The sequence below is a fragment of the Sphingomonas sp. FG14 genome, assembly GCF_057809675.1.
Genome location: NZ_JBMDKK010000001.1, coordinates 905,002 through 928,602, shown reverse-complemented (window position 1 = coordinate 928,602; position 23,601 = coordinate 905,002). Strand labels below are relative to the sequence as shown.

Here is a 23,601-nt window from a genome sequence, read left to right as displayed (position 1 = left end):
AGGCCGTAGAAGAAACGGAACAAAAGGGGGGTGTTCGTGGTCTCGATCGTTTCGACCGTGGCCTATCTGGGGCTGGAGGCGCGCAGCGTCGAGACGCAGGTTCAGGTGGCGGCGGGCGTGCCGGCCTTCATCGTCGTCGGGCTGCCCGACAAGGCGGTCGCCGAAAGCCGCGAACGTGTGCGCGCTGCCATCGCCGCGATCGGCCTAGCGTTGCCGCCCAAGCGCATCACCGTCAATCTATCGCCCGCCGATCTCCCCAAGGAAGGATCGCACTACGATCTGCCCATCGCGCTGGCGCTGCTCGGCGCGATGGGCGTGATCGATGCCGAGACGCTGTCATCTTATCTGGTGGTCGGCGAACTGGGGCTCGATGGCCGCGTTGCGAATTCCTCGGGCGTTCTGCTCGCCGCGCTTCACGCGGCCGAGCGCGGCCTGGGACTGGTCTGCCCCGCCGCGCAGGGGCCGGAGGCGGCCTGGGCGGGAGAGGTGGAAGTGATCGCCGCGCCCGATCTTCTGTCGCTGCTCAATCATTTCAAGGGGAGCCGCGCGTTGCCGCCGCCCGAGCCTGGCGTGGTCTCAGATGCACGTTCGGGGCCGGATCTGCGTCAGGTGAAGGGGCAGGAAACGGCGAAACGTGCGCTCGAGATCGCGGCGGCGGGCGGACATAATCTGTTGATGATCGGCCCGCCGGGTGCGGGCAAGTCGCTGATGGCTGCGTGCTTGCCGGGAATCCTGCCCGATCTGACGCCGGTGGAGGCGCTGGAGGTCTCGATGGTTGCGTCGGTCGCCGGCGAACTCACCGATGGCCGGCTGGTACGCGCGCGTCCCTTTCGCAGTCCGCATCACAGCGCCTCGATGGCCGCGCTTACCGGTGGTGGACTGAAGGTGCGGCCGGGCGAGGTCAGCCTCGCGCATCTCGGCGTGCTGTTTCTCGATGAATTGCCCGAATTCCAGCGCGCGGTGCTCGATTCGCTGCGTCAGCCGCTGGAAACGGGCACGGTGACGGTGGCGCGCGCCAATGCGCATGTCACTTTCCCCGCCCGCGTCCAGCTCGTCGCCGCGATGAATCCCTGCCGCTGCGGCCATCTCGGCGATCCGGCGCTGGCCTGCGCGCGTGCGCCGCGTTGCGCCGCCGATTATCAGGCAAAGGTTTCGGGGCCGATGCTCGATAGGAATGAGCACGCTTTCAAGTCGGAGCCTGCTCATGAACCTTTTCACCGCACCGCAAGTCATCATCAACGAGGACACCCACCCGGTCATCGCGCAGACGCTGGCATTCCTCGCCGTGGGTGGTGGTCGCGACGAGATCGGCATGGGCGACTGGCTCGCCGAGAACCGGATGCGCATCAACATTTCGCCCATGCGCTACCAATCGACGGGCGAGATGGCGTTCTACGACGACACCCTTCCGAACAACTGGCTGCTCTCGACCGTGACTGTCGAGTTCGCGAGCATCGAGCACGCTAACCTTTTCATCGCGCGGTGGTCGTAAGGGTTTGTCCATGCAGGTGATTCGCTACATCCGCTGGTCGAGCCTCGAACAGGGCAACAGCGACCGTTCGTCCGAGGATCGGCAGCGCGGCGAGACTGACGCCTATGCCAAGCGCATGGGTTGGATGATCGACGAAACGCTGATCGATCGCGGCCGGTCGGCTTTCTCCGGCGAGAACCTGACCAAGGGCGAGTTGGGCAAGTTTGCCAAGCGGCTCGATGCCGGGGCGTTTGACCCTCGCGAGACGATCCTGCTCATCGAAGAACTCGACCGTCTCTCGCGCCGCCCTCCGGGTGAGATGGTGACGTGGATCATGCCGCTTCTGCGCAAGGGCCTGACGATCCATGTCGCCAAGACCTCGCAGGTGCTGACCGGCGATGCGATGGATCGCGACTTCGGTGCGTTCGTGAACCTCATGTCCGGGGCGTTCTCCGCCCACGATTTCTCGCGCAAGCAGCGGGATCGTGGCGAGGCGTCGTGGGAAAAGCGGCGCAAGGCAGCGAAGGGCGGGGAAGTCCTGTCTCGCCATCGTGCCCGAAAGTGGCTCGAATGGAATGCCGCGACCAAGGAGTATGACCCGATCCCCGATCGCGTGGCGGTGATCCGCGAAATGTTCGACCTCCGCATCGCGGGGTGGGGGAAGTCGGGTATCGCCAAGCTGTTCAACGAGCGGGCAGCGGGAGGCGACGAGCGCTATCGCGTGTGGACCTCGACCAAGCGCGCCCCGACGCAGTGGACCCCCTCGGCGATCGCCCGCATCGTTCAGGACGAAGCGGTGATTGGTTATCTGCAATACAGCCGCTTCCCGCGTGGCGCGACCAAGCGCGTGCCGATCGGCTCCCCGGTGAAGGTCTACCCGGCCGTTATCGACGAGGACGTGTTCAACCGGGCGAACCAGCGGCGGCACACCGAACAGTTGCGCTATCAGGGTCGCGGTCGCGCAGTCAGCAACCTCATCGGCCGGATCAGCCGGTGCGGGGCGTGTGGTGGTGCGATCTCGGCGCTCGGGTCGAGCCGCATGCGCGTGAACAAGGACGGCTCCACGAGCCAACACTACTTCCTCTACTGCTCCGCCAACAAAATGAGCCACGGCAAGGATTGCGACAACGCGCGCGGTTGGCCCTACCGTCCGATCGAGCAGGCGATCATTGACAAGCTGCTGACGCTCGCGATCGACGACCAGCACTTCTCCAACGAAGGCGAGAGCCTCAAGCTCGAAGGCGAAGTGTTCCGCCTTCAGCGCAAGCTCACGAACCTCAACACCGAGGGTAAGCGCGTCCTCAAGCTGGTGCGCGCTGACGACGAACTCGCGGCGGAGGAATACGACTCGATCCGTGCCGATATCGTTGCCACCAAGGCGGAGCTTGCAGAGGCGCAGCAGGCACTGGCGGACGCACAGGGCAAGGTGTCCCCGCAGGAGCATATCATTCGCGTCAGCGAGGTCCGCAGCCGCATGGAGAGCGATGATCCGCAAGAGCGATACGAGGCGCGGATGCTGGTCAAGACGGCGCTCGCCAGCCTCGTGAAGGAGATCAAGTTCGCCGCCCGCACCGGGAATGTCGCGGTGCTGCTCGGGGACAACGAGCGAATGTTCGTCATCAACGATGGCAAGGTGATCGAGGATTGGGACTTCCGCGAGAAGTTTCCCGAGGCGTTCGACGAGCATGGCCGCATCGGCAAGGTTCGCGTCTACGAAGGTGGCACGCTCGCTGTCGATGAGCATGGCAATCACTCGATCAGCGAACCGGGCAAGCTGGTGGACGACGAAACGCTCAACAGCGATCAGGCCGAAGCCATGGCGGGCTATCGCCGCAGGAGGGCACTATGAGCGTTCCCGTCAGGCGTAAGAGGCCGATTTCCCTCGAAGGAGCGTTGCAGAAGCTGCGAAGCGCGCAGGACCGCATTGCGGACTTGGAGCGGCAGCTTGAAGCCGAAAAGGCGGAAGCGCGCTCGTGGCAGAGAGTGATCTGGCGGCGGGAGCAAGGCGTCGAAGATACGACGGACGCGATCGATGCTGATCCGCTTTTCCGCATCCGCTTCCCAGACCACAAGTCAGTCTGACCAAGTTGACCAGTCTGACCAGATGAAATAATGGGGCGGCATGGACGACGTTGCCGCCCTCAAAGCCCGGATTGCAGAGCTTGAAGCCGAGGTCGCGCGCCTGCGCGGTCAGGGGTCGAGAGTTCGCACCCGCATGACGGAGGCCGTCGCCATGATGATCAAGACGCTGGATAGCGCGCCCGAGAAGGGGATGGAGGTCAAGGAGTTTGCCGATATCGGCAGCACCAAGGACAAGTCGCGTGCCTATTACCTCGTGAGCAGGATGGTGGAGGACGGGCTGCTGCGCCGTGTCGGACACCTTGAGCCCGTCCGCTACGCGCTCGTCGATAACCCTACGCCGGAAGTTGAAGCCTACTACGCCAAGGCTCGCGCCGTTTGACGCCCGGTGGCCGGTGGCGCAGCCGCATGGCTGCATATCGTCGCGGTCGCGGATCGCTGTTCTACCAGCCCGAGTTCAAGCACGACCTCCTGTGGGAGTTCTGGTCGTGGAACCGGAACCCTTACATCGTCTGCGACCTGAACGGGGGCCTCGATGTAAAGCTCATGGACGGAGCGTTCGACGCAGAGGGCCAGATCGACCCTTGCGAGATCGTGCTGATCTCGGGCTCCGTGATCTATCACGATCGGCTTCCTCCCTGTCCCACGCGCGAGACCCTGATCCGAGACGTGTTCGAGCCCCTCGACCGCTTCGTGCGTGAGCAGTCGCTGGAATGTCCGATCGTTGAAGTGGTGGAGGGCCAGCCGATGACCGCCGACCAGTTCATGCTCTGGCTGGACAACCAATGAGCCCTCGTGAGCGCCGCATGGAGAAGGCGCTGCTCGCCGACCAGTTCACCATGCGCAAGGTTCGCGACGCGATGCGCATCTACGCCACGGGTGATCTCGACGCCTTCGAGACATTCTTGCGTGCCCCGAGGGTCGAGCACCTGATCAAGCACGATCGCCGGGTGCGCGCAAACAAGTGGCTTCGACCGGAATCGTATGTTAACTACGATAAAGTTTGACCAAACTGACCAATCTGACTAGACAGACTTCATCAGCCACGATGAAGGAGAAAGTCTTATGCGCGCCAATCTTCGCGACGGTCGGGGCACTCTCATCGGCTACACCGAGCAGTCGGGTAATGACGTGAAGCTGCGCAACGCGCGCGGTGAACTGCTCGGCGTCTATCATGCGTTCGAGAACAAGACTCGCGATGCCAAGGGTAAGCTGGTTGGCAACGGCAAGCTGCTTATGACCCTGCTCTGATGCGCGAGTATGTGCGCAATCAGCGCGGCGAACCCATCGCCTACTTCACCCGGAACGGTCGCCACATCGTCTATCTCTGGACGATGGGCGGCAAGCGTCTCGGACAATATGACAGCGACAGCAACGTGACGCAGGACGCTAACGGCCGGTGGATCGGCCAAGGCAATCTCCTGCTCACGCTTCTTACGCGGTGATCTGCGCCCCGGTGTGATCGAGAATGAAATCGTCCTCGCTGTCCGTCAGAGCCAGCCCGTCCCACAGCGCCACCACGTCGATCGCCTCAATGGCCTCCACGGTCGAGCGCGAGAACACGAACTCGCGAAGGCTCTGTGATCGCGAGTGGGTATCTGCGATGTGCAGGCCCACCGCCTTTACCAGCGCGAAGAACTCGTCCCGGTTGTGCCGCACGACGGTGTTGTTCTCCATCGTCCAGCCCGTGGACCAATAGGCGTTGCCAAGATCGGCGAACGCCTTGGTGGACGTGATGCGTGACTGACTGGCGAGATCGGTCTGAACCCGGCCCATCGGGGTCATACAGCCCGCATACTCGACCACATCGCGCCGCGCCTTGATCTCTGCCCACTTATCCTCGGCGGCGTTCTGCAACACGGCGTCTGCTAGGCGGAAGGTGTAGGGGTCGCCCTCTTTCACCCGCCACGTCACGCCCTCGGTTTGAAACGTCTCGCTACCGACGACGAACTCTGAACCGGCAGTGGTAATCCACAGTTCGCGGGTGCCGTCGATTACCTGCTTGTCGGTCAGAGTGCCGGAAAGGTCGTGGGGACCGAACACGAGCAGTTCGGTCCCGACTTCCAAAAACCATGCGGTGTCAAAATCTAGCATACCCTATTTACCGGATATTGCCGTAGATGTTGACGCGCGGGGTGCCGCCGCCGATCAGCGCCTGATCGTAGACGCTGCCGTCAGCAGTCTTGATCTCGATATACTGCTCGGTGCTCGGCGTGCCGATATCCAGCATCAGCTTGAAACCGTTGCGACGAATGGCGAAACCCTCGCGACCACCAGCACCAGCGGCATAAGCGGCCGAGTCACCGGGCTGCGCCGGGTAACCCGTATTTGAGTCCTGCCCGTGTCCGCCAGAACCACCGACGCCCTGACCATCGTTGAGAACAGACGGTCCATAGTGCTGGTTCTCGTTCGGAGCGCCGACAAGCTGCCAAACATTCCAACCACGCAGGTAAAATCCTCCCGGTGGCGGGCGGTTATCCGGGATACTGTCGAAACGCTTGTCGCGAGTGAATGCGCCACCAGCCAAACCACGAAGCGGAATCTGGCCCGTGTTGTAAGCGGTCGCACCTTCAGTGCCCATCTCGCCGTTGGCGCGCTGGCCGTTAGGCTGAACGCCGTCACCGCCAGAGCCCCCTCGACCATTGGGCGCACCACCGCCACCACCGCCACCGCCGATGTAGTAGTTGCCGCTGGCTGCGAACACACGACGGGGATCATCAGATTCCATCCAGCCCGGTGCGTCGGTCGGCCCCGGAGAACCCGTTTGGGGGTTCCAGTAGCCGGTCAGGTCGCGGACGTTCTGGCCCTCCTTGATGAAGCCAGCGCCGCCGCCACCGCCGCCGCCCATGCCAGCATAGATGCGACCAATGCCCGATTTCGTGCCGGTCAGGTAGAGATCATGCCGCATGACAATGCAGTCGCCGCCCGCACCGCCATCCTGACCCGCACCATAGGAGCCGCCCTTACCGCCGCCGCCGCCGCCGCCGTAGACTACGCCGTTGATTTCGAGGGTGAGCTTGGTGCTCCAGTTGGTCGGCCACACGCCGGTATCGATCGCGATGCCTCCGGGCTGACCTTCCTCGCCGCGCATGCCGTAGCGCACATTCTGCGCAGCAGGGTTTACCCGGAAACGCAGGTCGGCGTCCTGCTGACCCGTGTAGCCAAGGGCGTCAGCCAGCGAGCGCAGGTTCACCATGCCCTCGCCACCCGGGATGGTGATGACTGTGTTGAGGCTCGGCGGCGGGGTCGCATTGTTGCCAGTGCCACCCGGAGCCGAGAGCACATCCCAGAACGAGTTGGCATTCGCCGTGCCGCTCGGCCGGTTCTCGTTAACCGCCGTGTGGTTGACGGTCGCCATGTATTGCCCGCCGTTATAGAAAACGACATCGTAGACCTTGTAGACTTGACCCACGGCCCAGCCGCCACGGTTTACCTGCGGGTTCATGGCAACAGGGCTCGACCATCCAGTGATCATCGAACCGTCGAACGCCTTGGTAGCGCGGATAACGTAGAGCGTATTCGCCCCGCCCGGAGGCGCATCAGACCAACCGACAGGCTGCGGACCACCGAAGCCAGCGGTGTCTTTGATTTTCGGGGGCGTGTCCGGGTAGATCAGATCGCGACGGAACTTGAGGTCGGTGTAGGAACCGCTCGTGCCGTCCGAACCATCGACGCCATCCACGCCTTCCATCTTCACCGGGACAGACCATGCGGCCGGATCAGCGACGCCAGTGCTGTTCAGCGTGACGCCGGTCGAGTCCTGCGTTGCGACGGAAGTCCAGACAGGGTTGCCGTCGCTGACAGGCGGGCCATCAAACCACCCAGCGGGGACACCGTTGCCCGAAGGCTTGGTCGGCTGCGCGGCGGAGCGGATGAACACATACTGCGAACGGTTGCCGTTCTTGCCCGCCTTCGACTTCGAAATCGTGTAGATGCGGGTGACCTCGGCGTAGGCCGATCCCGCGCCGGAGATCGACGCACGGAAGGTCACCGTGCCGCTATCGGCGGTCAGGTTCGAAATGGTGTAGACGCCGGTTGCCGCGATCGACGCCGTGACGTTCGAAGTGCTGACCGTGGCAAAGGTGATCATGCCGGTGGCGGTAAGCTCCTGCGAGCCCTGATAGACGCGGAAGGTGCCGCCTGCGCCGTTGTAGTTCGACACCACGCCAGCGCTATCGGCCGCGACCGTATGGGCTTCGTTCGACAGGTAGCCGATGAGACCGGGCGTCTGTAGCGAGCCGAAGGCGATATCGCGGATGATCGCGCCGTTGCTGTTCAGCGACAAACGCATGCGCCACGTCAGCGCAGGCGCTTCGATCATGCGCTCGGTATAGACCACCGTGCCGTTGCGCAGGAACTTCGCCACGCCATCCTGAAGCACGACTTCCAGACGATCGGTCGCCAGCAGGTTGTTGAAGCGGGCCTTCTCCGCGTTGCGGACGATGCACGCCACCGCACCATCGCCGATACCCTCCATGCGATAGCTGATGTTCTGGTAGGTGATGTTGGCAAGGTCAGGGCGATGGAAGCCGATGGTCCACTGGCTCGACACCACCGGGATCGAGAACCCGATGCGCAGCGATCCGGTAAACGCCTCCTTGGTGTAGACGGTCGCCGTATCCCAGCCAGTGCCCGAGAAGCGGATAGCCGAGTTGACGCCGACATTCGTGGTGCTCTGCGTGTCAGTCTGGAGGACGAACGACGTGGTGCCGCTGGTGATGCGGTAGATCGAGATCGAGTCCGAGAGCGTCTGTCCGCCGTCGGTCGTGCTGACTTCGACGATCACACCTTCGGTGCCACCGCGCGCGGTGTCGAACTGCGCAGCCGTCATGGTGGCCGCACCGCCGACGATCGCCATCGGGTTCGCCACAGAGACGCCTGCCATGTTGCGAACGGTCCACGTCAATGCCGTGTTCGTGTTCTGGCGCTGCACCGTGAAGTGAATGTCCTGTGAGGCCGGGTTCGGGGTCAGCGCGCCGTTCTGGTAGGTGACGCCCTGACGATCGGTCGTAAGCATCAGCCACTTGGCGTTCACGCCATCGTCGCCGTCCGCGCCATCCTCACCTGCGAAGCGCATCGCAGGCCCCCACGTCGCGCCGCCATCGCTGGAAACGCGCATGAAAACATCGACGCCGGGAACGACGGTATCGTGCCAGTTGGTCGAGCCATCGACACTGAACTGAAACTTGGCATGCGGTGCTGGAGCGCCGGGGGCACCGGGCTGGCCGTCCTTGCCATCCTGACCGCGAACGCCGTCCATGACCATGATCACGGAGATGGTGTCGGAGATCGTCTGGCCTCCATCGGTGATCGTGCCCTTGACGATCACGCCCTTGGTGCCCTGACGCGCCGCCTCGAACTGCTCGCCGGTCATGGTGACGCTATCGCCGGAAGTCCCGGACAGAGCCGACGCAGAGACCGGGCCACCGGTCATGGTCGTTGCCGACCAGTTCACCGTCGCGGTCGTGTTCTGCTTGTAGGCGCGGAACGTGATTAGCTGGGGGTCATCGTCAAGCGAGCCGTCGCCAAGATAGGAGATCGTCTGCCGGTCGGACGTGATGAACAGGAGCCGCGCGTTCTTGCCGCCCTTCGACTTGGAGATCGAGAACTCCTTGGTGATCTCGAAATCCTGATACTGCGCCGAAAACACGGCCTTGCCGCCGTCAGCCGACATGCCGAGCACAACATATGCGCCGTTGGTGCCGATCGACACGTCAACGCCGACTTCGCTCTCGACCTGAAACTGGCACTGGCTGGTGATATCGGCAGAGCCGTTGAACACGCGCATCTGACCGCCCGCCTCGGCGAGGTTGCCGACCAGTGTGCCATCGTCGTTCGCGGCGATCGTGTGTGCCTCATTCGTGAGATAGGCGGTCAACGGGCTCGTGCCGTCCTTACCGTCCTTCACCCGGATCAGGCTCACGCTGTCCGAGATCGTGGTGGCGTCGGTGACGCTGGCTGTGATGATCACGCCGTTCGACGATCCACGCGCCAGACCAAACTGCGCAAGGTCCATCGTCGCGGTATCGCCGCTGACGGTCAGGTAGCTCGACACAGGCGCCTTGTTGACGCCGCCTGCATCCTTGACCGTCCAGACGGTGGCGCTCGCGGTGCCAGTCTTACGAGCCGTGAAGGTCGCGATCTGCGAAACCGGGGATGGAAGTCCAGCACCGTCGAAGGTGAAGGTCTGGTGGTTCACGGAAAGTTGGATCAGTCGGCCGTCCTTGACCTTCGCGATAGTGAAGGTGCGCTCGGTAACGAAGCCCTGATACTCGGCACGCAGGATGGCCTTGCCGGTGTCGGCGGAGAGCGCAGACACGACATAGTTGCCCTGTGCATCGATGCTGATCGACAGACCGGCGGTAGCGGAGAACACGGAGAAAGTGGCCTGCCCGGTCACGTCGTCGAGGCCGTGCTGGACCATGAAGCGGCCACCAGCCGCCGCCAAATCGCCAGACGATACATCGCCATTCGCGTTGGAGGCGATGAGGTGCGCTTCGTTGGTCAGGTAGCCGGTGATCGACGCAGAGCCGCCACCAGCGAACACCGCGACAAACTCGTTCGGCGGCGGATTGTCCGCGCTGGCGGTGTGATCCGCGATGACGATGTATGTGTCGTTGCCGAACTGGAACAGGTCGTTGACCTTGTAGGCATAGCCAACCTGCCACGGACCCGTGTTGGTGATGAGCGTCGGCTTGCCGCCGATGTTCTCCCAATCGATCACAAGCTCGCCAGCCGTAACCGGCCCGAGGATCAGGCGATCGGAGACGGCGTTTTTGACTGTGCGGTAGCTGATCGCGACTTCGTAGGCGGTCCCCGAGGTAACCGAGGCAATCTCGATGTGCTGGGTGCTCTTGGGATATTCGCCCGCCGCGAACCAGTTGGTCTGGCCGAGCGGTCGGTATTCCACGATGATCACCGAGGTGTAGGGATCGTCGTTCTCACCGTCGATCAGCAGGATGGGAATGGTGTGTCCGTTTGCCGAGATTGCGGTGCCGGTGATCGCCCACGCCGTCTCGCCCGGAGGCGGCGGATTGGTCGGATCATAACCGTTTAGCGAAGGGGACGGCGGCGCTTCCTGCGACTGACCGAGCGCGAAGGCATGCTTGGCGTCCGTCTCGCTCTTGAGCGTGAGCGTAACGGTGAGGTCGGCGGGATTGAACTCACGGTTGACGACGAGGCACTTCTGGTTCGCGCCGACTTCCGGGATCGTGACGACGACCGCCTCGCCAACGCGCACGTTGAGCAGGCGCGGCTTCACGGCCACTGTGAAGGTCAGGAACTCGCGGCTGTTGACCAGTTCGTAGGTGGCAAGCTGGTGAGCCTGCGCAGCCTGCTGAACCATCGAGTATTCGATCTCGAACGACTTGGCCTGATTGGCATCTTCCTCGACGTAGATCGGAGCCGAGACACGTTCGCCCTCGATCATGTTCCAGAACTGCGTCTCCTCGCGATACGAGGGCACGACGGTGTTGTGCCGGTCGCGCCATGCGTTCGTGTTCAGGATTTCCAGATCACCGATCACATCCTCGTGGGTGATCGTGGCAACCGTGGTCAGGGGGGCATTGACCAGCACGCTGATCTGCGCGCCACGCGCGATCGGAACGCCGCCGCCCGATTGCAGGATCGTGGTGAGAACAGCGAACTTGTCGTCGGCGGTCGTGACGACGCCGCCGACCTTCCAGCCGTTCGCGTCCGCGACATTCGCGCCCTGCACAAAGGCCGCAACATCGACCTCCTGCCACTTGGCACCAATGCCGTAGACCTTCTTGCCGTTCTCCCATTTGCCGAGCGCCCAGTGGAGCGCGGCGAGATACGGGTTCTCGGAATACTCCCACGTCGAAGCCGCATCGAGGCGGTGCGAGCCATTGCCGCCCGGATAGGTGGAGTCCTTGCGGGGGTCGTAGAGCTTGACGCCCTGCACGACCCACAGGAGCTTGGGCAGGCCAGAGGGGAAGTTGTCCGTGTCGTATTCGGCACGCAAGGTCGAGGTCGCCAGACCCGACATAGCACCAAGCCCGGACGGAATACCCGGCATAGCCGCGCTGACGGCCATCTCGGGGGTGTTGCCGAGGAGGTGGCGGAACTGGAGTTTCCCGCTCTGGTAGAGCTTCTTGGTGTAGGGCAGGACGCTGCTGACGGTCGCAACCTGCGCCTGCGGGTTGCCTGAAAACTGAAGCAGGTAATCCGAGCCGTAGACGCGCTCGATGCCAGCGATAGGGCCACCGGCCGACAGCACGGTGGTGAGCCAGAGATACTTGTTCTTCGAGCCGCCGCTTTCGCGATGAACCATGTAGCCGCCCGTCGCGGTGCGACCGAAGGCGATCGGCACCGGGGCTTGTGGATCGAGTTTTAGATCAAGCTGGTTCGCAGCCGACGCCACCTTGGGCGTTTTCATCATGAGCACGGAAGCGGCGAGCAGGACGACGCCGATAATCGTCGCAGCAGCCGCCCAAGTGATGGCGACGCCCGCGATCGTGACAGCGACAGCGGTCAGGCCGACAGCGGTGGCGATGGTGCCTGCGGCGATGAACGCTGCGGCAACGACGGGGAGGACCATCGGCATGTTAGCCGACCCTCCACGCGATCTCGCACGCGGAAGCCGCGCCCGCCTGACAGACGCCAAACGCAAACGCGAGCGCCTTGCCGTTCGACAGCGCTACGCCGAGCGCCATCCAGTCGCCTTCACCGGGTAGGGCAACGAGGTCGCCGGGGAGCACAGACGCCGGAGCGATGCGCTCGAACCCGAGACCGTCGATAACGGCTTCCATTGACCGGTGGCCGGTCTTGATCAGGAACTTCTTGGCTCCGCTCTCCGAACGGTAGCTGACGGCGATCTCGCCATCCTCGTTGTGATAGGGGGTCTTGAAGCCGAGGCGGTCGAGGTGTCGTGCGGCAAGTAGACCACAGTCATATTCGCCCCACTTAAAGTCTTGGCCTTGAAACTCGTTGATTGTTTCCTGTGTAAGATTCACGCGCTCGATGAGGTTCATGAACCTATTTAGGTCAGACCCTCACCGCTCGCGGTTGAGCAACCTTTCGATCAGGCCACCCACACCAGTAGAGCTATTGCCGCCATAATAACCGGTAGGCGTGACACTTGGGCGAGTTGCTTCCGTTCCCCAGAACGGATCGATCGTTGCTTTGATATTCTGGTTCAAGCCAGTCTCACCGGGCCAGATATTCTGGTGCCACGTCTTGTTGAGGCGATCACCTTCCTCGACCGCGAACAGGCGATCGAATGCCGACGCCACTTCGATCTCGACCGTTTTCACATTCCCGGACAGGTTGGTTTTCACCGTGTCGAGCCTGCCGGTCCAGAGAAGCTCGGGCTCGCCATAGACCGAGCCTGTCATCTCATCGACGAGGCCGAACCAGATGCGGCACATCGAACCTTGAAGCTCGGGCTGATTGATCTCGCCGGTTGCGGCAGCAGAGGGCGGGAACAGCGTAATCGCCACGGTGGGGGCTTCCGACGCCACCTGCTCCTTGATGCTCGTGACAGCGGCCAGCGTGCCGTAGGTGGGGTTATCGCCATCGAAGTTGGTCATCACGCCGTCCACGGCGAAGGAGATGAAGCCCGAGCCATCGATCAGGTTGATGGTGGTATCATTCAGGAGATCGAAGCGAACCGCGATGAACACGCGCAGCGCCGATCCATCGGTCAGCGCCGACAGCAATGCGGGATGGAGCGCCATCTTACTGCGCCTCCACGATCTCGAAGGAGATGCCGACAGACAGCGCCAGACCGATGGTCCAGCCCTGTTCGTTGCCCGACAGGAAGCCTTCGATCTTCGGAAGTCCAAACTCCATGACCTCGCCGCCGACGAGCGGCTTCTTGAGCATGGGGTAGAGGGTCAGGTCTTGGCCCGAGACGAGCGTGATCTGGTGGAGGAAGCGGACGCCGTTGACGATGATCGAGACAAACTGCCCGACCTGTTTGGCTGCGCCGCCGCCATTGTGCTTGACCACTCGACCACCGGACACAGCCTGTGCCACCTGACCGTCCGACCAGACGCTGGTATCGAGACCGGGCTGGTGGACCGGGACAAGGAGCTTCGAGCCCACACCCTGCACCAGCGTGGCGAGGATTGGCCCCGCCTGCGCTGCGTGCATCTTGCGCATCTCGACCTTGAGCTTCCAACGGTCGCCAAGGCGCGCGTAGCGCTGTTGAGGTCCACCCATGTAGGGCTTCAGATCGACGCTCGAAGAAATGAGCGAGATTTCGGTAGAACTGCCTTGCGGAAATAGGGGAAACTGGATCGCCATCCCCTATTTACCACAATCAGCGGAACAGCGAGTTCTTCTGCCTCTTGCCGATCGCCTGCATGGTCATCTTCTGTGAATGCTGGATCGCCTGCACCTGCGCGGTGTAAATCCACTCGTGAACCTTGTCGGTCAGCACGGCATCCTTCGCATTGACGGTCGTGTTCAGAACGATGTTCTGACCACCACCACCGCGATGGCCGTCCGCCGACATAGCGTTGCGCAGCAGGTTGTTCGGGACAACCTGTGATCCACGCGGTAGATAGGCAAGCTCCGGTCCCTTCTCACCGACGAGCGAAAGCCCACCGGGGAAGAAGTTGGTGCCCATGGCGTTCTTCTTCACATCGCCGAGACCAATGCTGGCCTTGCCGAGGCCGGGGACGCCCAGCGCCATGCCGATCGCCTCGAAGATCGCGAAACGGATTGCCATCTCGATAAGCTGCGAGATGATCGACTTCGCCATGTCGGTGAAGGCTTCCTTGAGCGACTTGGTGCCCATGATCGCGTCCGTGAGGCCGCTGGTCAGGCTGTTCAGACCATCCTTGGCGATGTTGCCAAGCTGGGTGTTCAGCGTGCCGAAGCTCTCCGCCTGATCCTTGATCTGGTCGCGGATTGACGGGTTCGCCTTGCGCGTGTCGTCCTCCTGCTTGCGGCCGAGACGATCACGTTCCTGCTGCTGACCGGTGCGGAAGTTGCCTTCTGCGATGGCGCGCAGTCGCGCGATCTCGTCAGCAGTGAGACCGAGCCGCTCACGGTCGAGCGCAAGCTGGTCCTGCTGAACCTTGAAGGCATCGGCGTCAGCCTGCTGACGAAGGCGCAGCGCCTCACGCTCGTGCGACTGCGATGCTTTGAGCGTCTTGCTATGGTCGGCAAGGTCTTGCTCGGCGTCCGCCATCAGCTTGAGGCGGTCGTTCTGCATCTCGATTTCTTCGGCCAGCAGGCGGTTCGCCTGATCGACACGCTCCCGCTGATACTCACGCGAGGCGGTGGTGCGACGGACTTCCGCCGTCTGGTTGATCAGGGCGATGGCCTCTTGGCCCTTCGCTGCCGTGATCTTCTTGTCCTTGATGTTCTGCTGAACCTGCTCGACCGCATTGGCGCGTTCGAACTCGATCTGCTCAAGCATCGCGGCATGACGCTGGTCGAGCGTCTCCGCCTGCGCCCACAGCGCCTGCCGGTAAGCCTGCTCTGCGCGCATCACCTCGTCCTCGGACGCCGACGAGATGTCGTTGACCTTGGGCGTCTTGGTTTTCTTGCCGCCCGAGGGCTTCGGCGTGACGACCGGAGGGGTGGGGATATACGGCTTGGGGTCGAGCTTCTCGTCGCGGATCGCCTGCTCGGCAGCGCGCGTGCCCTGTAGGTTCTGGCGAGCCTTCAGAAACTGGCGATACTCGGGTGAGTTGCGCAGCGCGTCCTGACCGGCACGGCGAATGTCAGCTTCGGAGTTCAACTGAACCGGGGGAGCGCCGGGTCCGGTGAACATATAGCCGTTGCGTCGAGCACGACCGGCAGCGGTGTCGCGAACACCACGAGCGGCAGTTGCCGCCTGATTGTATTCGCGCACTGCGGCGGATGTATCCGCACGAGCCTGTTCCAGACGCGCGGCCTTCGCAGCAGCGGCCACCTCGTAATACTTGTTCTTGAGCTTATCCTGCTCCCCGGTCAGCTTGGCGGCTTCGATCGCTGCCTGCTTCTCGGCGGAAGTCAGAAGGCCGTGCTCGCCACGGCTTGCGATCGACGCGACGCGGGCCTGTTCAAGGCTCTGTGCGCGAGCGTCGATGGCGCGACCGAGTTCCTCCGCTGCCGCTGCCGCCTTCATCGACGACACGGCGAAGTAGCCGAGTGCGACCGACACGGCGGTGATCAGCAGACCGATCGGGCCACCGAAGAAGGCCAGCGCTGTCTGTAGACCGCGAGCGGCGATAGCGCCTGCGGCCGTCACCCGCGTGAAGTTCGTCATAGCGGCTGCGCGCTGGTAGAGCGCGATGGTGTCGCGCACTGACGCTACAGTGGATGCGACGGTCCCGGCAACGAACGAGACGCCTGCCGCCGAAGCACGGGCAAGGGCCGGAATATAGGTTGCGGCATATGCGCCGCCGAGGATCAGCAGGGCGTTCGTCACCGTGCCGATGTTGTTGGCGAGCATCGAGATGCCTTCGGCCATGCGCTGGGTGATGCCGAGCGACTGGTCCGTCTGACCGATGTATTGCGCGAGGTTGTTGCGCAGCACGATCATCGCCTGACCCACGGTCATGGTGGACTTCGCGGCCTTGGCTTCGAGCACATCCGAACCATTCAGCATCGCCTCGAAGAAGGCCGATGAAGTGAGCTTGCCCGCCAGCATCTCGGCACGCAGCTTGGCGATGGAGGTGCCATTCTTGCCCCAGCCAGCGGCTACGGCGTCGAGGATCGGCTTCGCGCCCTCAAGGATCGAGTTCCATTCCTCCGCGCGGATGATGCCCGCACCGAGACCCTGCGATAGCTGGAGAAGTGCGCCAGACGCAGCTTCGGCCGAGCCACCCTGCACCTTGAGCGCCGTGGCGACGCCGTTGGTGAAGCGCATGACCTGTTCGTTGGTCGCGCCAAGCTCGCGCTGGGATTGGGTCAGGCGACCGTAGAGCGTGCCGAGCGTGCCGATATCGACACCAGCCTTGTTGGCGATGCCCATCAGGCGCTCTTGCGACGCCGCCAGATCGCCACCGGCTTTGCCAGCGACCTTCAGCGTGTTGGTGAACGCGGTCCATTCTTCGGCGGCATTCAGGGCCTCTCGACCAGCGAAGGCACCTGCGATGACCGTGGCGTAGTTTTTGATGACGGCGGTGGCGTCGGCCATCTGGCGCGACATGGCCTTGCCGATATTCGTTTTAGACCATGCGGCTTCCGCCTGCTTGGCCGCGCGAGCCTGATCGGCCGCGAGCTTGTTTGCCGCCTGCGAGTTGAGCCGCTGAAGTCGGCGAAGCTCATTCTCGAACTGAACGATAGATGCTGTGAAACGGGTTTCTAGTGTATCCTGACGCGCCATCGACTATTTAGGCCGATGGGGGTATCGTCGCGGACATGATGATTGACTTCGAGGATAAGGTGCCCGCACCGCCGATGAGTGTCGGCGAGCGGGTCTTCCTATGTCTCGTGGCGGGTCCGATGGCCTACTGCACCATCGCCCCCGTCATCACAGCTTGGCGCTGGGTAGCCTCACTGTTTTAATCAGATGTGCTCCCATTTGGAGAGAGCGTCTTCGAAGTCGCCTTCCGTAGGCGCGGAGCCTTCTTGGCTTCTGCTTCCGTTGGCTTGTCCCCATCCTTGGCAAACTTGGCCGAACTCCCAGAGCGACATTTCTTTGACTTGGGCGGGGGTGAATCCACTGGCCCCTCCGAAGCGGTAGAGACCTCCCCATTTGATGAGCCCTCGTCCGTCATCGTCGGGGCCATCAGAGGGTCCGCCTTGTCCTCCAAGGGTTCATCCTCGACGCCCAGCAGCGCGGTCATGATGACCGCGCCAGCAGTGCCCGCCATGTCGATCAGGTGTCCCGGAACGACGGCGCGTTCAGCGAGATCGAGCGCTTGCTTGGGGGTAACGCCGCCGCCACCGATCAGGCCGAGGCGCAGCGTCTCCTTGATATCCTGAACCAGCCAAGAGCCGTCTTGGAGGCGTTGGGCCAGAATATACGGCCCAACGCCCAACTTCTCCTGTAGCTCGATGAGTTCACCGATCCGAAGGCCACAGGTGTAGTAGCCGTCGTAGATGAACACACCTTCGGTCATCGCTGATCGCGATGGCCTCACGTTGGAAGGGATCATTAAGCGACCGCCGCCACCGTGACAGGACCAGCCTGCTCAAGGGTGATCTGGCATTCGCTCGACTTGAGACGCTCACCAGTGATCTGGAACGAGGTCAGCACGAAGGGGCCGGTCACCTTCCAGTTGCCGTCAGTCACCTGAATGTTCTTGATCTCGCCCGACTGCGCCCACTCAAGCCACTCAAGCGAAGCGGTCTTGTGGATGCGGCCAGCACCGTCGATCTTGCAGTCAGTTGAGGTGACGCGACGGACCATCTGCGCAGGCGCAGCCTGATCGTTCAGGTCGATGATCTCGTCGGACTCGGTATTGGTCGAGAACGAGATGCCGCGCGACGTGTTGATGATTGCCGGGTGAGTGAACACCTCGGTCGGGGTAGCTCCGTCGCCGATCTTGACCTGAATCTGGTCGCCGAGAACGGGAACAAGGTAGTTGGTTGCCATGACAATAGGACTCCTATGAAAGTGAAGGCTTCAAGGAGTATTTATGCCGAAGGCCCAGCTTACTGCCGTTCGATCACCAAGTATTGGAACTCTATCACTGCATGTTCGGTCGCGCCGTCAGGATCGGTCATGTAGCGGGTGCTCATGAACTGCGCTTCTGCTGTGTCAAAACCTTCGATCTCGATGTGTAGGTCGAGCGCCGCACGCACCTTGGCAACGATCAACTTCAACTCGGGCATGCTCGATGCAAAGACGTGGACGATGACATGGCACTCGGAAAAATCGGCCGCGTCATAGTCCGCCAAAATCTGGTCATCGCCGATGACGACGAACGGCACGGGCTGGTTCTCGGGCACTCGGTGGAACACCGGCCAGACCATGGTCCGGGCATCGGTGGCGAGCGGCACCTTGGGGAGCACCGGGGCGGAAGTCAGGGCCGCGTAGACCGCTTTCTGTAGGTTGTGGCTGGGATCGGCGCTCATGGCATACCTCGCATCTGCTTGAGCACCTTGCGGAGCGCGTAGCGCATGCCGTTCCGGTGCTTCTTGTTCATGATGCGGACCACCGGGAAGAAGAACGGATTGGCCGGGACGTGCTTGCCATTTGCCATGTGCCCAAACTCCAGCGGTGCCGCGTAAACGAGTGCCGAGTTGCCAATGCGGATGATCTTCTCCTTCATCAGCGTCTTGCCATCCACGACCTCGACGGAATCGCGAATGTGAGGGGCTTCCTCCGACAGGGGCACGGCCGATCGCAGACGGCGCGCGGTTTCCGTGGCCGTTTTGTTGATGCGGTCAGCAGCCGCGTCTTGCAGCGCCTGCGCCACGAGGTGGATACGTGCCGCATACTGCTTGATCGCGCTGGTGTTCGTGCGCCAGTTAGCCGCCATTGCTGACGGTCCCGGTCTCGCAAGTCATGACGAGATACTTGCTGCGGTTGTCGAGGTTCACGATCGCCCGGATGTCGTAGACGAGCCCCTTGGCGTCGATCGCACGATCGCCGGGGGTCACCTTGTCCAAGTCGGGCGACCAGCGGGCCGTCAGGTCATAGTTGACCACGCCGGAGAGGCGCTGGCTCTGGACGACTTCACCGCCCTTCACCGCTACGATTTTGGCGCGCACGGTCAGCCACGGCGTCCAACCCGTTTCCTTCACGCCGCCCATGCCGTCCGACACAGTGGCCTTGCGCTCGATGGTGATGACGTGGCGAAGCTCGCCCGCGCGCGGGGTCTGGTAAGCCATTACTCGTAGTCCTTGGCTTCCCGATCTTCCTCGACGGCGAGATCATGGTAGAGTTGTTCGACTTCCTCGTAGTCCTTCTGGCTTTCGACCATCTGCGTGCGGTCGAACAGATCGTCCTCGGCGAAGTCCGCGTAGACGGCGATGCCGCGAGCGATGACAATGGACTCGCACTCATCATCGACGATGCACCGCGTTCCCCGCTTATAGGCGTAGGTCACCGTGCGATTGCTCGACGGGGTGTAGTCGTAATCGGCGAGGAAATGGACTTCGTGGGTGCTCATGCACCTATTTAGGCGTTAGACCAGACCGAACGTCTTGTAGCGGTCGAGCAATGCCGTCACCGCAAACGGCACTTCCATCACCTGCATGGTGGTGCCGCCCGAGGTCGCTGCCTCACGGTTCTCGTAATAGTGGGAGACCAGCATTTTGGCGGCGTGCTTGAGATCGCCGGGCAGCTTACCCCGGCTCTCCCAGCCAGCAGTGAACGTCACCTTGACGCCACCCAGATTAACATGGCGCGGCACCCACTTGCCCTCGACGCGGCAGGGATCGCTGTCCAGATCGACGGCGTAGAGTGCCGGGTCGATCGTGGTGCTGCCGACCTCGATCTTGTCCACCGACTGGACCGGGCCAATGCCGAGCATGAAGCGCTTGGGCAGCACATCCATCGAATAGCGATAGACGGAAGTCAGGAGCGGGCGACCGATCACGCCTTCGATGAACGCATGCGCGGCTTCGCAGTAGGACAGGATCAGGTCGTTGTCGTCATCGTGCGAAATGTTGAGGTGCTGACGTGCTTCAACGAGGTCGATGACGGTATCGCTCGACTTGGAAATGAGTTTGGCGCGGGTCTGATCCATGAACCTATTTAGGCCGAGGGCTTCTTCGTCCGAGCCTTGATGGCGCGCTCGACGGCGGGCTTGGCACAGGCGGTCTCGATGGTGGCAGCTTCGATGTGCGGAACGGCGACACCAGCGTTGATCAGGCGAATGGCTTCATCCGTCTCGATGACGGTGCCAGCCTTGAGGGTCTGGTCATTACCGACCAGCGCAGAGGTGAGTTTGACTTTCATCCCCTATTTAGAACGGAAAAGGCCCCGCCCTTGCGGGGCGAGGCCAATCCTTGGACGATGAAGTCCGACCCAGATTAGTGGGTCAGCTTCTTGATCGCGCGGGCGTCGGTCACGATAGAGTCGTAGCGGCCGAAACCGACGAAACCGACCTGATCCGAGGTCGCGAAACGCTCGTCGAGGCGACGAAGCGCGAACGACTTCACGCGGCGAACGGTGAACTTCTTGAAGTCACCAACGAGCATCGTGACGTTGCCAGCGGCCATCGTGCCAGCCATGTCGTTGTTCACGTAGAACGGACGACCGAGAATCGTCGCCGGAGCACCGTTGACCAGACCATCCTGCCAGATCGGGCGACCTTCGGCGTCCTTCAGGAGGCGGATCGCCTTGAAGATGGCGTCATTGAACATGAAGCCAGCGTTGCCACGGTAAGCCGGGTCGATCGAGTGCAGCACGTTCACGAGGTCTTCGTAGCTGATCGCAGTCGCCGAAGCGGCAGCAACGCCAGCCGAAGCGCCGGTGACGATGCCCGAAGGCTGCGAGATGCCAGTGCCCTTGGTGAAGTGCTCGTTGAGGATACGGCCGAGGCGCTCGGACATTGCGTCCACAACCACAGCCTGCGGATCGATCGCAGCATCCTGAAGAAGCTCGCTCGAAACCTTCACGACGCCAGTGGTATACTTGTAAGCGCCGAGCGACTTCTGGCCGAAGGTCAGGCTGGACTCGTCAGCCTCGGTGCCCTCCGCAATCAGAGCGCCCTTGTTGTTGGTGTCGTCCATGGTCGGCATCGGCAGAGCGTTGCCCGAAGCGGTCACGAGGTAGTTGACCGGGCCACCCTCGTTCAGCGGACCATAAGCCTTGAGGCCCTTGATCAGCGTAGCGACAAAGCCCTCGGGAACGAGGAAGCCACCGGCACCGTCAGAGCCAACGCCCTGCGCGCGAGCTTCACGGGCCTCAAGGTCGCCACGAATGTAGCCATTGAAGGCGGAGACGGCGTTATCGACCGAGCGGTTCTCGACCTCGACGGTTTCAACCGGGGCGGGCTTGGCGGAAGCGGCATAAGCGGCGTCGCGAGCCTCGATCTTTTCGAGAGCGACAGCACGGGCCTCGAACGCATCGGAGTCGTCGAGCATGCGCGACGCTTCCTGCGTCTGCTCTGCCGAAACTTCCTTGCCGGTGAGGATTTCGCGGGCCTGATGGGCCAGCTTCTGCGCCTCATTGCGAAGTTCAGAAATGTTCATTGTTGAGGGTCTCCATGATCAAAGAGGTGTTCAGACTTATTTAGTCCGACACTCCAAAGACCTGTCGCGGAGACCCCGCCGTATTATTTGATTCGCTTTAGTATTGCGCGCGCAATCAACTTGTTCACCTCGTGCTTGCTTTCCATGTTGTCGGCTCGCTTCTCTGACTTCCACGCTTCAAAGGAGCGATGCGCCGCTTCCGTGTCTGGATATGCTGGGTTGATCACGAACGAGACCTCAAACAGGTCTACGTCGATCAGCGTGCGCTCCACGTAGCCCTTGTCATCTTCCTTCCACTCCTGTTCGCGGACGGAGAAACCGAACGACATTCGCAGATCGCCATCTGCCAGCGCATCAAGCTGCGCAGTGGTCATGCGCGTGGTATCCATCTCGAAGCGGAGACCGTGGTCATCCTCTTCGAGCACGAGCTTGCCGCCCTTGGTGGAGCCGAGGGGACTGTCGTCGCGGTGAGCCCACAGAGCGAAGATGTTGCGCTTGCCGTCGCTGGCTTCCTTGAGGGAGCGCTTGAAAGCACCGGGCTTCACCCGCTCTACGAAGCCGCCGAGATCGAGGCTGTCCGAGTTGAACACGCTGGCGTAGCCACGCGCCTTCTTGTCGGTGCCCTCGTCATCAACGGCGGCGGCGCGCACCTCCACATCGACGATCGCGTAGTTACGCTTCTCCATTTCCATTTTCATCCTCCTCGTCCGCGTCGGCGGGTTCGTTGTCTTGGGGTTGGTTGTCCGAGCCATCGGTGGGCTGGGTTCCGAGTGGGACGGTCGCGCCCTGAATGTAGAGCTTGTCGCCATCTGGTTGCGGCGGCAGGTCTTCAAAGGCGCGGGCCTCGTTGGGCGTGTAGATCGCGCCGCTGACAGCCTTGGTCAGGCCCTCCATGCGAGCGGCGAAGTCGCCACGCAGCAGACCATTAAGGTTGAACTTGACGTAGCTGCTGCTGTTGCGAGCACCGAACAGCTTGGCGTTGAACTCCTGCTCGATCATCTGGACGAGCGGGTGGATTGTCTGCGTGACGAACGAGAGCATCTGCTGCTCGACGTTCGAGTAGGTGCCGGTGGACAGGTCGTGGAGCAGCGCCGGGGCGATGTTCCAGATGCGTGCGGTCTCGCTGATCTGGAACCTGCGAACCTCGACCATCTGCTGCTTGAGCGGATCGAGACCGATGGTCTTGAGCGAATGCCCAGCGGGAGCGACCAGCACGTTGTTCTTGTTCTGCTGGGTGGCCTTGATCGCCTCGGCGACTTCCACCGACGCCCGCGCAGCCGTCTGCGCGTTCATCATGGCCGGAGCTTCGAGCACAAAGGGTGGCACGCCACCGTTCGAGAACATCGTGCCCGCATATTGCTCGACCGCGAGCATCAGACCGATCGCGTTCCGGTTGATATCGATGGGGTTGTAGTGCTGAACGCCGTCCTGCTGGGGGAACCAGATAAGGTCGATCACATCACGCGAGTTGTAGGTGATTACCGGCTGACCGGGGATCGAGACGGTATACTGGCGATCGACGACATTCTTGATCACCACCTGCTTCACCTTGAGGTGGGTCGAGTTGATCGGGATCAGGCGCTTGACGCGACCAGCACCGTTGCGATCGATGAACACGGTCGCGCGGCCTTCGAGCAGCAGGCGCGTGACCAGCCACTTGAGGAACTGCTGCGAGGTCTGCGTGTCGTTCGGGGCGTCGTGCAGGATGTAATAGAGCGGGTTTGTGGTGTCCTTCTCCGCGTTGTCGCCATTCTTCTTGAACAGGTGGACGGGGAGGCTTGCGATGGTGCCGGAGATTGCGTTGTTCGCCTGCCAAACAGCCGGGATCGACAAGGCCGACACTTCCGTGACCGCGCTGGCGAACGCATTGGTCGAGCGGCCAAATGCGTCAGCCCACGCGCGTGCATCGGAGAGTGAAACCTCCGGGTTCTCAAGAGGACTAGCCGACCGCTTCTCAAATAGACCAAACACCTTCATGTGCTTATTTAGCTGGTCGG

Annotated in this window: 25 protein-coding genes; 8 read left to right on the top strand and 17 right to left on the bottom strand. The window is 62.2% G+C overall.

Annotated features, from left to right (window positions below; translation table 11 throughout):
• Positions 1 to 36: 36 nt before the first annotated feature.
• The 8 genes from ACODTA_RS04420 to ACODTA_RS04385 are packed head-to-tail and all read left to right on the top strand — an operon-like array spanning position 37 to position 4,995.
• On the top strand, positions 37 to 1,467 hold the full coding sequence (locus tag ACODTA_RS04420) for a YifB family Mg chelatase-like AAA ATPase (RefSeq protein ID WP_489064582.1): 1,431 nt from the start codon (positions 37 to 39) through the stop codon (positions 1,465 to 1,467).
• Between the two features lie 35 nt (positions 1,468 to 1,502).
• Complete coding sequence (locus ACODTA_RS04415; RefSeq protein WP_489064581.1) at positions 1,503 to 3,320, top strand: recombinase family protein; 1,818 nt, start codon at positions 1,503 to 1,505, stop codon at positions 3,318 to 3,320.
• The gene (locus ACODTA_RS04410; protein WP_489064580.1) at positions 3,317 to 3,553 is read left to right on the top strand and encodes a hypothetical protein; all 237 of its coding nucleotides are present in this window, start codon (positions 3,317 to 3,319) and stop codon (positions 3,551 to 3,553) included. The genes ACODTA_RS04415 and ACODTA_RS04410 overlap by 4 nt, the downstream gene beginning before the upstream one ends.
• A gap of 40 nt (positions 3,554 to 3,593) precedes the next feature.
• Complete coding sequence (locus tag ACODTA_RS04405) at positions 3,594 to 3,932, top strand: hypothetical protein (protein ID WP_489064579.1); 339 nt, start codon at positions 3,594 to 3,596, stop codon at positions 3,930 to 3,932.
• A gap of 26 nt (positions 3,933 to 3,958) precedes the next feature.
• Positions 3,959 to 4,339 carry a hypothetical protein gene (locus ACODTA_RS04400; RefSeq protein WP_489064578.1) on the top strand — a complete coding sequence of 127 codons (381 nt, stop codon included), beginning with the start codon at positions 3,959 to 3,961 and terminating at the stop codon, positions 4,337 to 4,339.
• 17 nt (positions 4,340 to 4,356) lie between these two features.
• Positions 4,357 to 4,557: a hypothetical protein gene (locus ACODTA_RS04395; RefSeq protein WP_489064577.1), complete on the top strand. Its 201-nt coding sequence runs from the start codon at positions 4,357 to 4,359 to the stop codon at positions 4,555 to 4,557.
• 58 nt (positions 4,558 to 4,615) lie between these two features.
• Complete coding sequence (locus ACODTA_RS04390; RefSeq protein ID WP_350026521.1) at positions 4,616 to 4,801, top strand: hypothetical protein; 186 nt, start codon at positions 4,616 to 4,618, stop codon at positions 4,799 to 4,801.
• Complete coding sequence (locus ACODTA_RS04385) at positions 4,801 to 4,995, top strand: hypothetical protein (protein WP_350026520.1); 195 nt, start codon at positions 4,801 to 4,803, stop codon at positions 4,993 to 4,995. Before ACODTA_RS04390 ends, ACODTA_RS04385 begins: the two co-directional genes overlap by 1 nt.
• Here ACODTA_RS04385 and ACODTA_RS04380 read toward each other — a convergent pair.
• The 17 genes from ACODTA_RS04380 to ACODTA_RS04300 all read right to left on the bottom strand — a co-directional run bounded on the left by ACODTA_RS04380 (position 4,985) and on the right by ACODTA_RS04300 (position 23,581).
• Entirely contained in the window at positions 4,985 to 5,617 is a 633-nt protein-coding gene (locus ACODTA_RS04380; RefSeq protein WP_489064576.1) for a DUF4376 domain-containing protein, read from the bottom strand. The genes ACODTA_RS04385 and ACODTA_RS04380 overlap by 11 nt on opposite strands.
• A 34-nt stretch (positions 5,618 to 5,651) precedes the next feature.
• Positions 5,652 to 12,116, bottom strand: a complete 6,465-nt coding sequence (locus ACODTA_RS04375; protein ID WP_489064575.1) for a hypothetical protein — start codon at positions 12,114 to 12,116, stop codon at positions 5,652 to 5,654.
• 1 nt (position 12,117) lies between these two features.
• Complete coding sequence (locus tag ACODTA_RS04370; protein ID WP_489064574.1) at positions 12,118 to 12,543, bottom strand: DUF6950 family protein; 426 nt, start codon at positions 12,541 to 12,543, stop codon at positions 12,118 to 12,120.
• Positions 12,544 to 12,564: 21 nt separating this feature from the next.
• Positions 12,565 to 13,248, bottom strand: coding sequence for a hypothetical protein (locus ACODTA_RS04365; RefSeq protein ID WP_489064573.1), 684 nt, complete (start codon positions 13,246 to 13,248; stop codon positions 12,565 to 12,567).
• 1 nt (position 13,249) lies between these two features.
• Complete coding sequence (locus tag ACODTA_RS04360; RefSeq protein ID WP_489064572.1) at positions 13,250 to 13,819, bottom strand: hypothetical protein; 570 nt, start codon at positions 13,817 to 13,819, stop codon at positions 13,250 to 13,252.
• A 16-nt stretch (positions 13,820 to 13,835) separates the two neighbouring features.
• Positions 13,836 to 16,838: a tape measure protein gene (locus ACODTA_RS04355; RefSeq protein WP_489064571.1), complete on the bottom strand. Its 3,003-nt coding sequence runs from the start codon at positions 16,836 to 16,838 to the stop codon at positions 13,836 to 13,838.
• 178 nt (positions 16,839 to 17,016) lie between these two features.
• On the bottom strand, positions 17,017 to 17,577 hold the full coding sequence (locus tag ACODTA_RS04350) for a GTA-gp10 family protein (protein ID WP_489064570.1): 561 nt from the start codon (positions 17,575 to 17,577) through the stop codon (positions 17,017 to 17,019).
• A gap of 35 nt (positions 17,578 to 17,612) precedes the next feature.
• Positions 17,613 to 18,053 (bottom strand): phage tail tube protein, encoded by a 441-nt coding sequence (locus tag ACODTA_RS04345; protein ID WP_489064569.1) that lies wholly within the window; start codon positions 18,051 to 18,053, stop codon positions 17,613 to 17,615.
• Positions 18,054 to 18,112: 59 nt separating this feature from the next.
• Positions 18,113 to 18,535 carry a DUF3168 domain-containing protein gene (locus ACODTA_RS04340; RefSeq protein WP_489064568.1) on the bottom strand — a complete coding sequence of 141 codons (423 nt, stop codon included), beginning with the start codon at positions 18,533 to 18,535 and terminating at the stop codon, positions 18,113 to 18,115.
• Positions 18,532 to 18,942, bottom strand: a complete 411-nt coding sequence (locus tag ACODTA_RS04335) for a hypothetical protein (protein WP_489064567.1) — start codon at positions 18,940 to 18,942, stop codon at positions 18,532 to 18,534. The genes ACODTA_RS04340 and ACODTA_RS04335 overlap by 4 nt, the downstream gene beginning before the upstream one ends.
• A complete protein-coding gene (locus ACODTA_RS04330) occupies positions 18,932 to 19,294 on the bottom strand; it encodes a head-tail adaptor protein (RefSeq protein ID WP_489064566.1) in 363 nt (120 codons plus the stop codon). The genes ACODTA_RS04335 and ACODTA_RS04330 overlap by 11 nt, the downstream gene beginning before the upstream one ends.
• The gene (locus tag ACODTA_RS04325) at positions 19,294 to 19,575 is read right to left on the bottom strand and encodes a hypothetical protein (RefSeq protein ID WP_350026508.1); all 282 of its coding nucleotides are present in this window, start codon (positions 19,573 to 19,575) and stop codon (positions 19,294 to 19,296) included. The genes ACODTA_RS04330 and ACODTA_RS04325 overlap by 1 nt, the downstream gene beginning before the upstream one ends.
• Before the next feature lie 15 nt (positions 19,576 to 19,590).
• On the bottom strand, positions 19,591 to 20,154 hold the full coding sequence (locus tag ACODTA_RS04320; RefSeq protein WP_489064565.1) for a head-tail connector protein: 564 nt from the start codon (positions 20,152 to 20,154) through the stop codon (positions 19,591 to 19,593).
• An 8-nt stretch (positions 20,155 to 20,162) separates the two neighbouring features.
• On the bottom strand, positions 20,163 to 20,366 hold the full coding sequence (locus tag ACODTA_RS04315; protein WP_489064564.1) for a hypothetical protein: 204 nt from the start codon (positions 20,364 to 20,366) through the stop codon (positions 20,163 to 20,165).
• A gap of 74 nt (positions 20,367 to 20,440) precedes the next feature.
• On the bottom strand, positions 20,441 to 21,604 hold the full coding sequence (locus ACODTA_RS04310) for a phage major capsid protein (RefSeq protein ID WP_489064563.1): 1,164 nt from the start codon (positions 21,602 to 21,604) through the stop codon (positions 20,441 to 20,443).
• Positions 21,605 to 21,687: 83 nt separating this feature from the next.
• Positions 21,688 to 22,296: an HK97 family phage prohead protease gene (locus ACODTA_RS04305; RefSeq protein WP_489064562.1), complete on the bottom strand. Its 609-nt coding sequence runs from the start codon at positions 22,294 to 22,296 to the stop codon at positions 21,688 to 21,690.
• A complete protein-coding gene (locus ACODTA_RS04300) occupies positions 22,277 to 23,581 on the bottom strand; it encodes a phage portal protein (RefSeq protein WP_489064561.1) in 1,305 nt (434 codons plus the stop codon). Before ACODTA_RS04300 ends, ACODTA_RS04305 begins: the two co-directional genes overlap by 20 nt.
• Positions 23,582 to 23,601: the final 20 nt, after the last annotated feature.

What these genes read in the sequence shown, in the direction of transcription:
- ACODTA_RS04400 (WP_489064578.1), top strand. Translation starts at nt 3,959, where the DNA reads ATGGCTGCATATCGTCGCGGTCGCGGATCGCTGTTCTACCAGCCCGAG.
- ACODTA_RS04405 (WP_489064579.1), top strand. Translation starts at nt 3,594, where the DNA reads ATGGACGACGTTGCCGCCCTCAAAGCCCGGATTGCAGAGCTTGAAGCC.
- ACODTA_RS04365 (WP_489064573.1), bottom strand. Translation starts at nt 13,248, where the DNA reads ATGGCGCTCCATCCCGCATTGCTGTCGGCGCTGACCGATGGATCGGCG.
- ACODTA_RS04345 (WP_489064569.1), bottom strand. Translation starts at nt 18,053, where the DNA reads ATGGCAACCAACTACCTTGTTCCCGTTCTCGGCGACCAGATTCAGGTC.
- ACODTA_RS04385 (WP_350026520.1), top strand. Translation starts at nt 4,801, where the DNA reads ATGCGCGAGTATGTGCGCAATCAGCGCGGCGAACCCATCGCCTACTTC.
- ACODTA_RS04325 (WP_350026508.1), bottom strand. Translation starts at nt 19,575, where the DNA reads ATGAGCACCCACGAAGTCCATTTCCTCGCCGATTACGACTACACCCCG.
- ACODTA_RS04320 (WP_489064565.1), bottom strand. Translation starts at nt 20,154, where the DNA reads ATGGATCAGACCCGCGCCAAACTCATTTCCAAGTCGAGCGATACCGTC.
- ACODTA_RS04415 (WP_489064581.1), top strand. Translation starts at nt 1,503, where the DNA reads ATGCAGGTGATTCGCTACATCCGCTGGTCGAGCCTCGAACAGGGCAAC.
- ACODTA_RS04350 (WP_489064570.1), bottom strand. Translation starts at nt 17,577, where the DNA reads ATGACCGAAGGTGTGTTCATCTACGACGGCTACTACACCTGTGGCCTT.
- ACODTA_RS04355 (WP_489064571.1), bottom strand. Translation starts at nt 16,838, where the DNA reads ATGGCGCGTCAGGATACACTAGAAACCCGTTTCACAGCATCTATCGTT.
- ACODTA_RS04310 (WP_489064563.1), bottom strand. Translation starts at nt 21,604, where the DNA reads ATGAACATTTCTGAACTTCGCAATGAGGCGCAGAAGCTGGCCCATCAG.
- ACODTA_RS04410 (WP_489064580.1), top strand. Translation starts at nt 3,317, where the DNA reads ATGAGCGTTCCCGTCAGGCGTAAGAGGCCGATTTCCCTCGAAGGAGCG.
- ACODTA_RS04330 (WP_489064566.1), bottom strand. Translation starts at nt 19,294, where the DNA reads ATGGCTTACCAGACCCCGCGCGCGGGCGAGCTTCGCCACGTCATCACC.
- ACODTA_RS04335 (WP_489064567.1), bottom strand. Translation starts at nt 18,942, where the DNA reads ATGGCGGCTAACTGGCGCACGAACACCAGCGCGATCAAGCAGTATGCG.
- ACODTA_RS04360 (WP_489064572.1), bottom strand. Translation starts at nt 13,819, where the DNA reads ATGGCGATCCAGTTTCCCCTATTTCCGCAAGGCAGTTCTACCGAAATC.
- ACODTA_RS04315 (WP_489064564.1), bottom strand. Translation starts at nt 20,366, where the DNA reads ATGAAAGTCAAACTCACCTCTGCGCTGGTCGGTAATGACCAGACCCTC.
- ACODTA_RS04375 (WP_489064575.1), bottom strand. Translation starts at nt 12,116, where the DNA reads ATGCCGATGGTCCTCCCCGTCGTTGCCGCAGCGTTCATCGCCGCAGGC.
- ACODTA_RS04395 (WP_489064577.1), top strand. Translation starts at nt 4,357, where the DNA reads ATGGAGAAGGCGCTGCTCGCCGACCAGTTCACCATGCGCAAGGTTCGC.
- ACODTA_RS04370 (WP_489064574.1), bottom strand. Translation starts at nt 12,543, where the DNA reads ATGAACCTCATCGAGCGCGTGAATCTTACACAGGAAACAATCAACGAG.
- ACODTA_RS04390 (WP_350026521.1), top strand. Translation starts at nt 4,616, where the DNA reads ATGCGCGCCAATCTTCGCGACGGTCGGGGCACTCTCATCGGCTACACC.
- ACODTA_RS04300 (WP_489064561.1), bottom strand. Translation starts at nt 23,581, where the DNA reads ATGAAGGTGTTTGGTCTATTTGAGAAGCGGTCGGCTAGTCCTCTTGAG.
- ACODTA_RS04340 (WP_489064568.1), bottom strand. Translation starts at nt 18,535, where the DNA reads ATGAGCGCCGATCCCAGCCACAACCTACAGAAAGCGGTCTACGCGGCC.
- ACODTA_RS04305 (WP_489064562.1), bottom strand. Translation starts at nt 22,296, where the DNA reads ATGGAAATGGAGAAGCGTAACTACGCGATCGTCGATGTGGAGGTGCGC.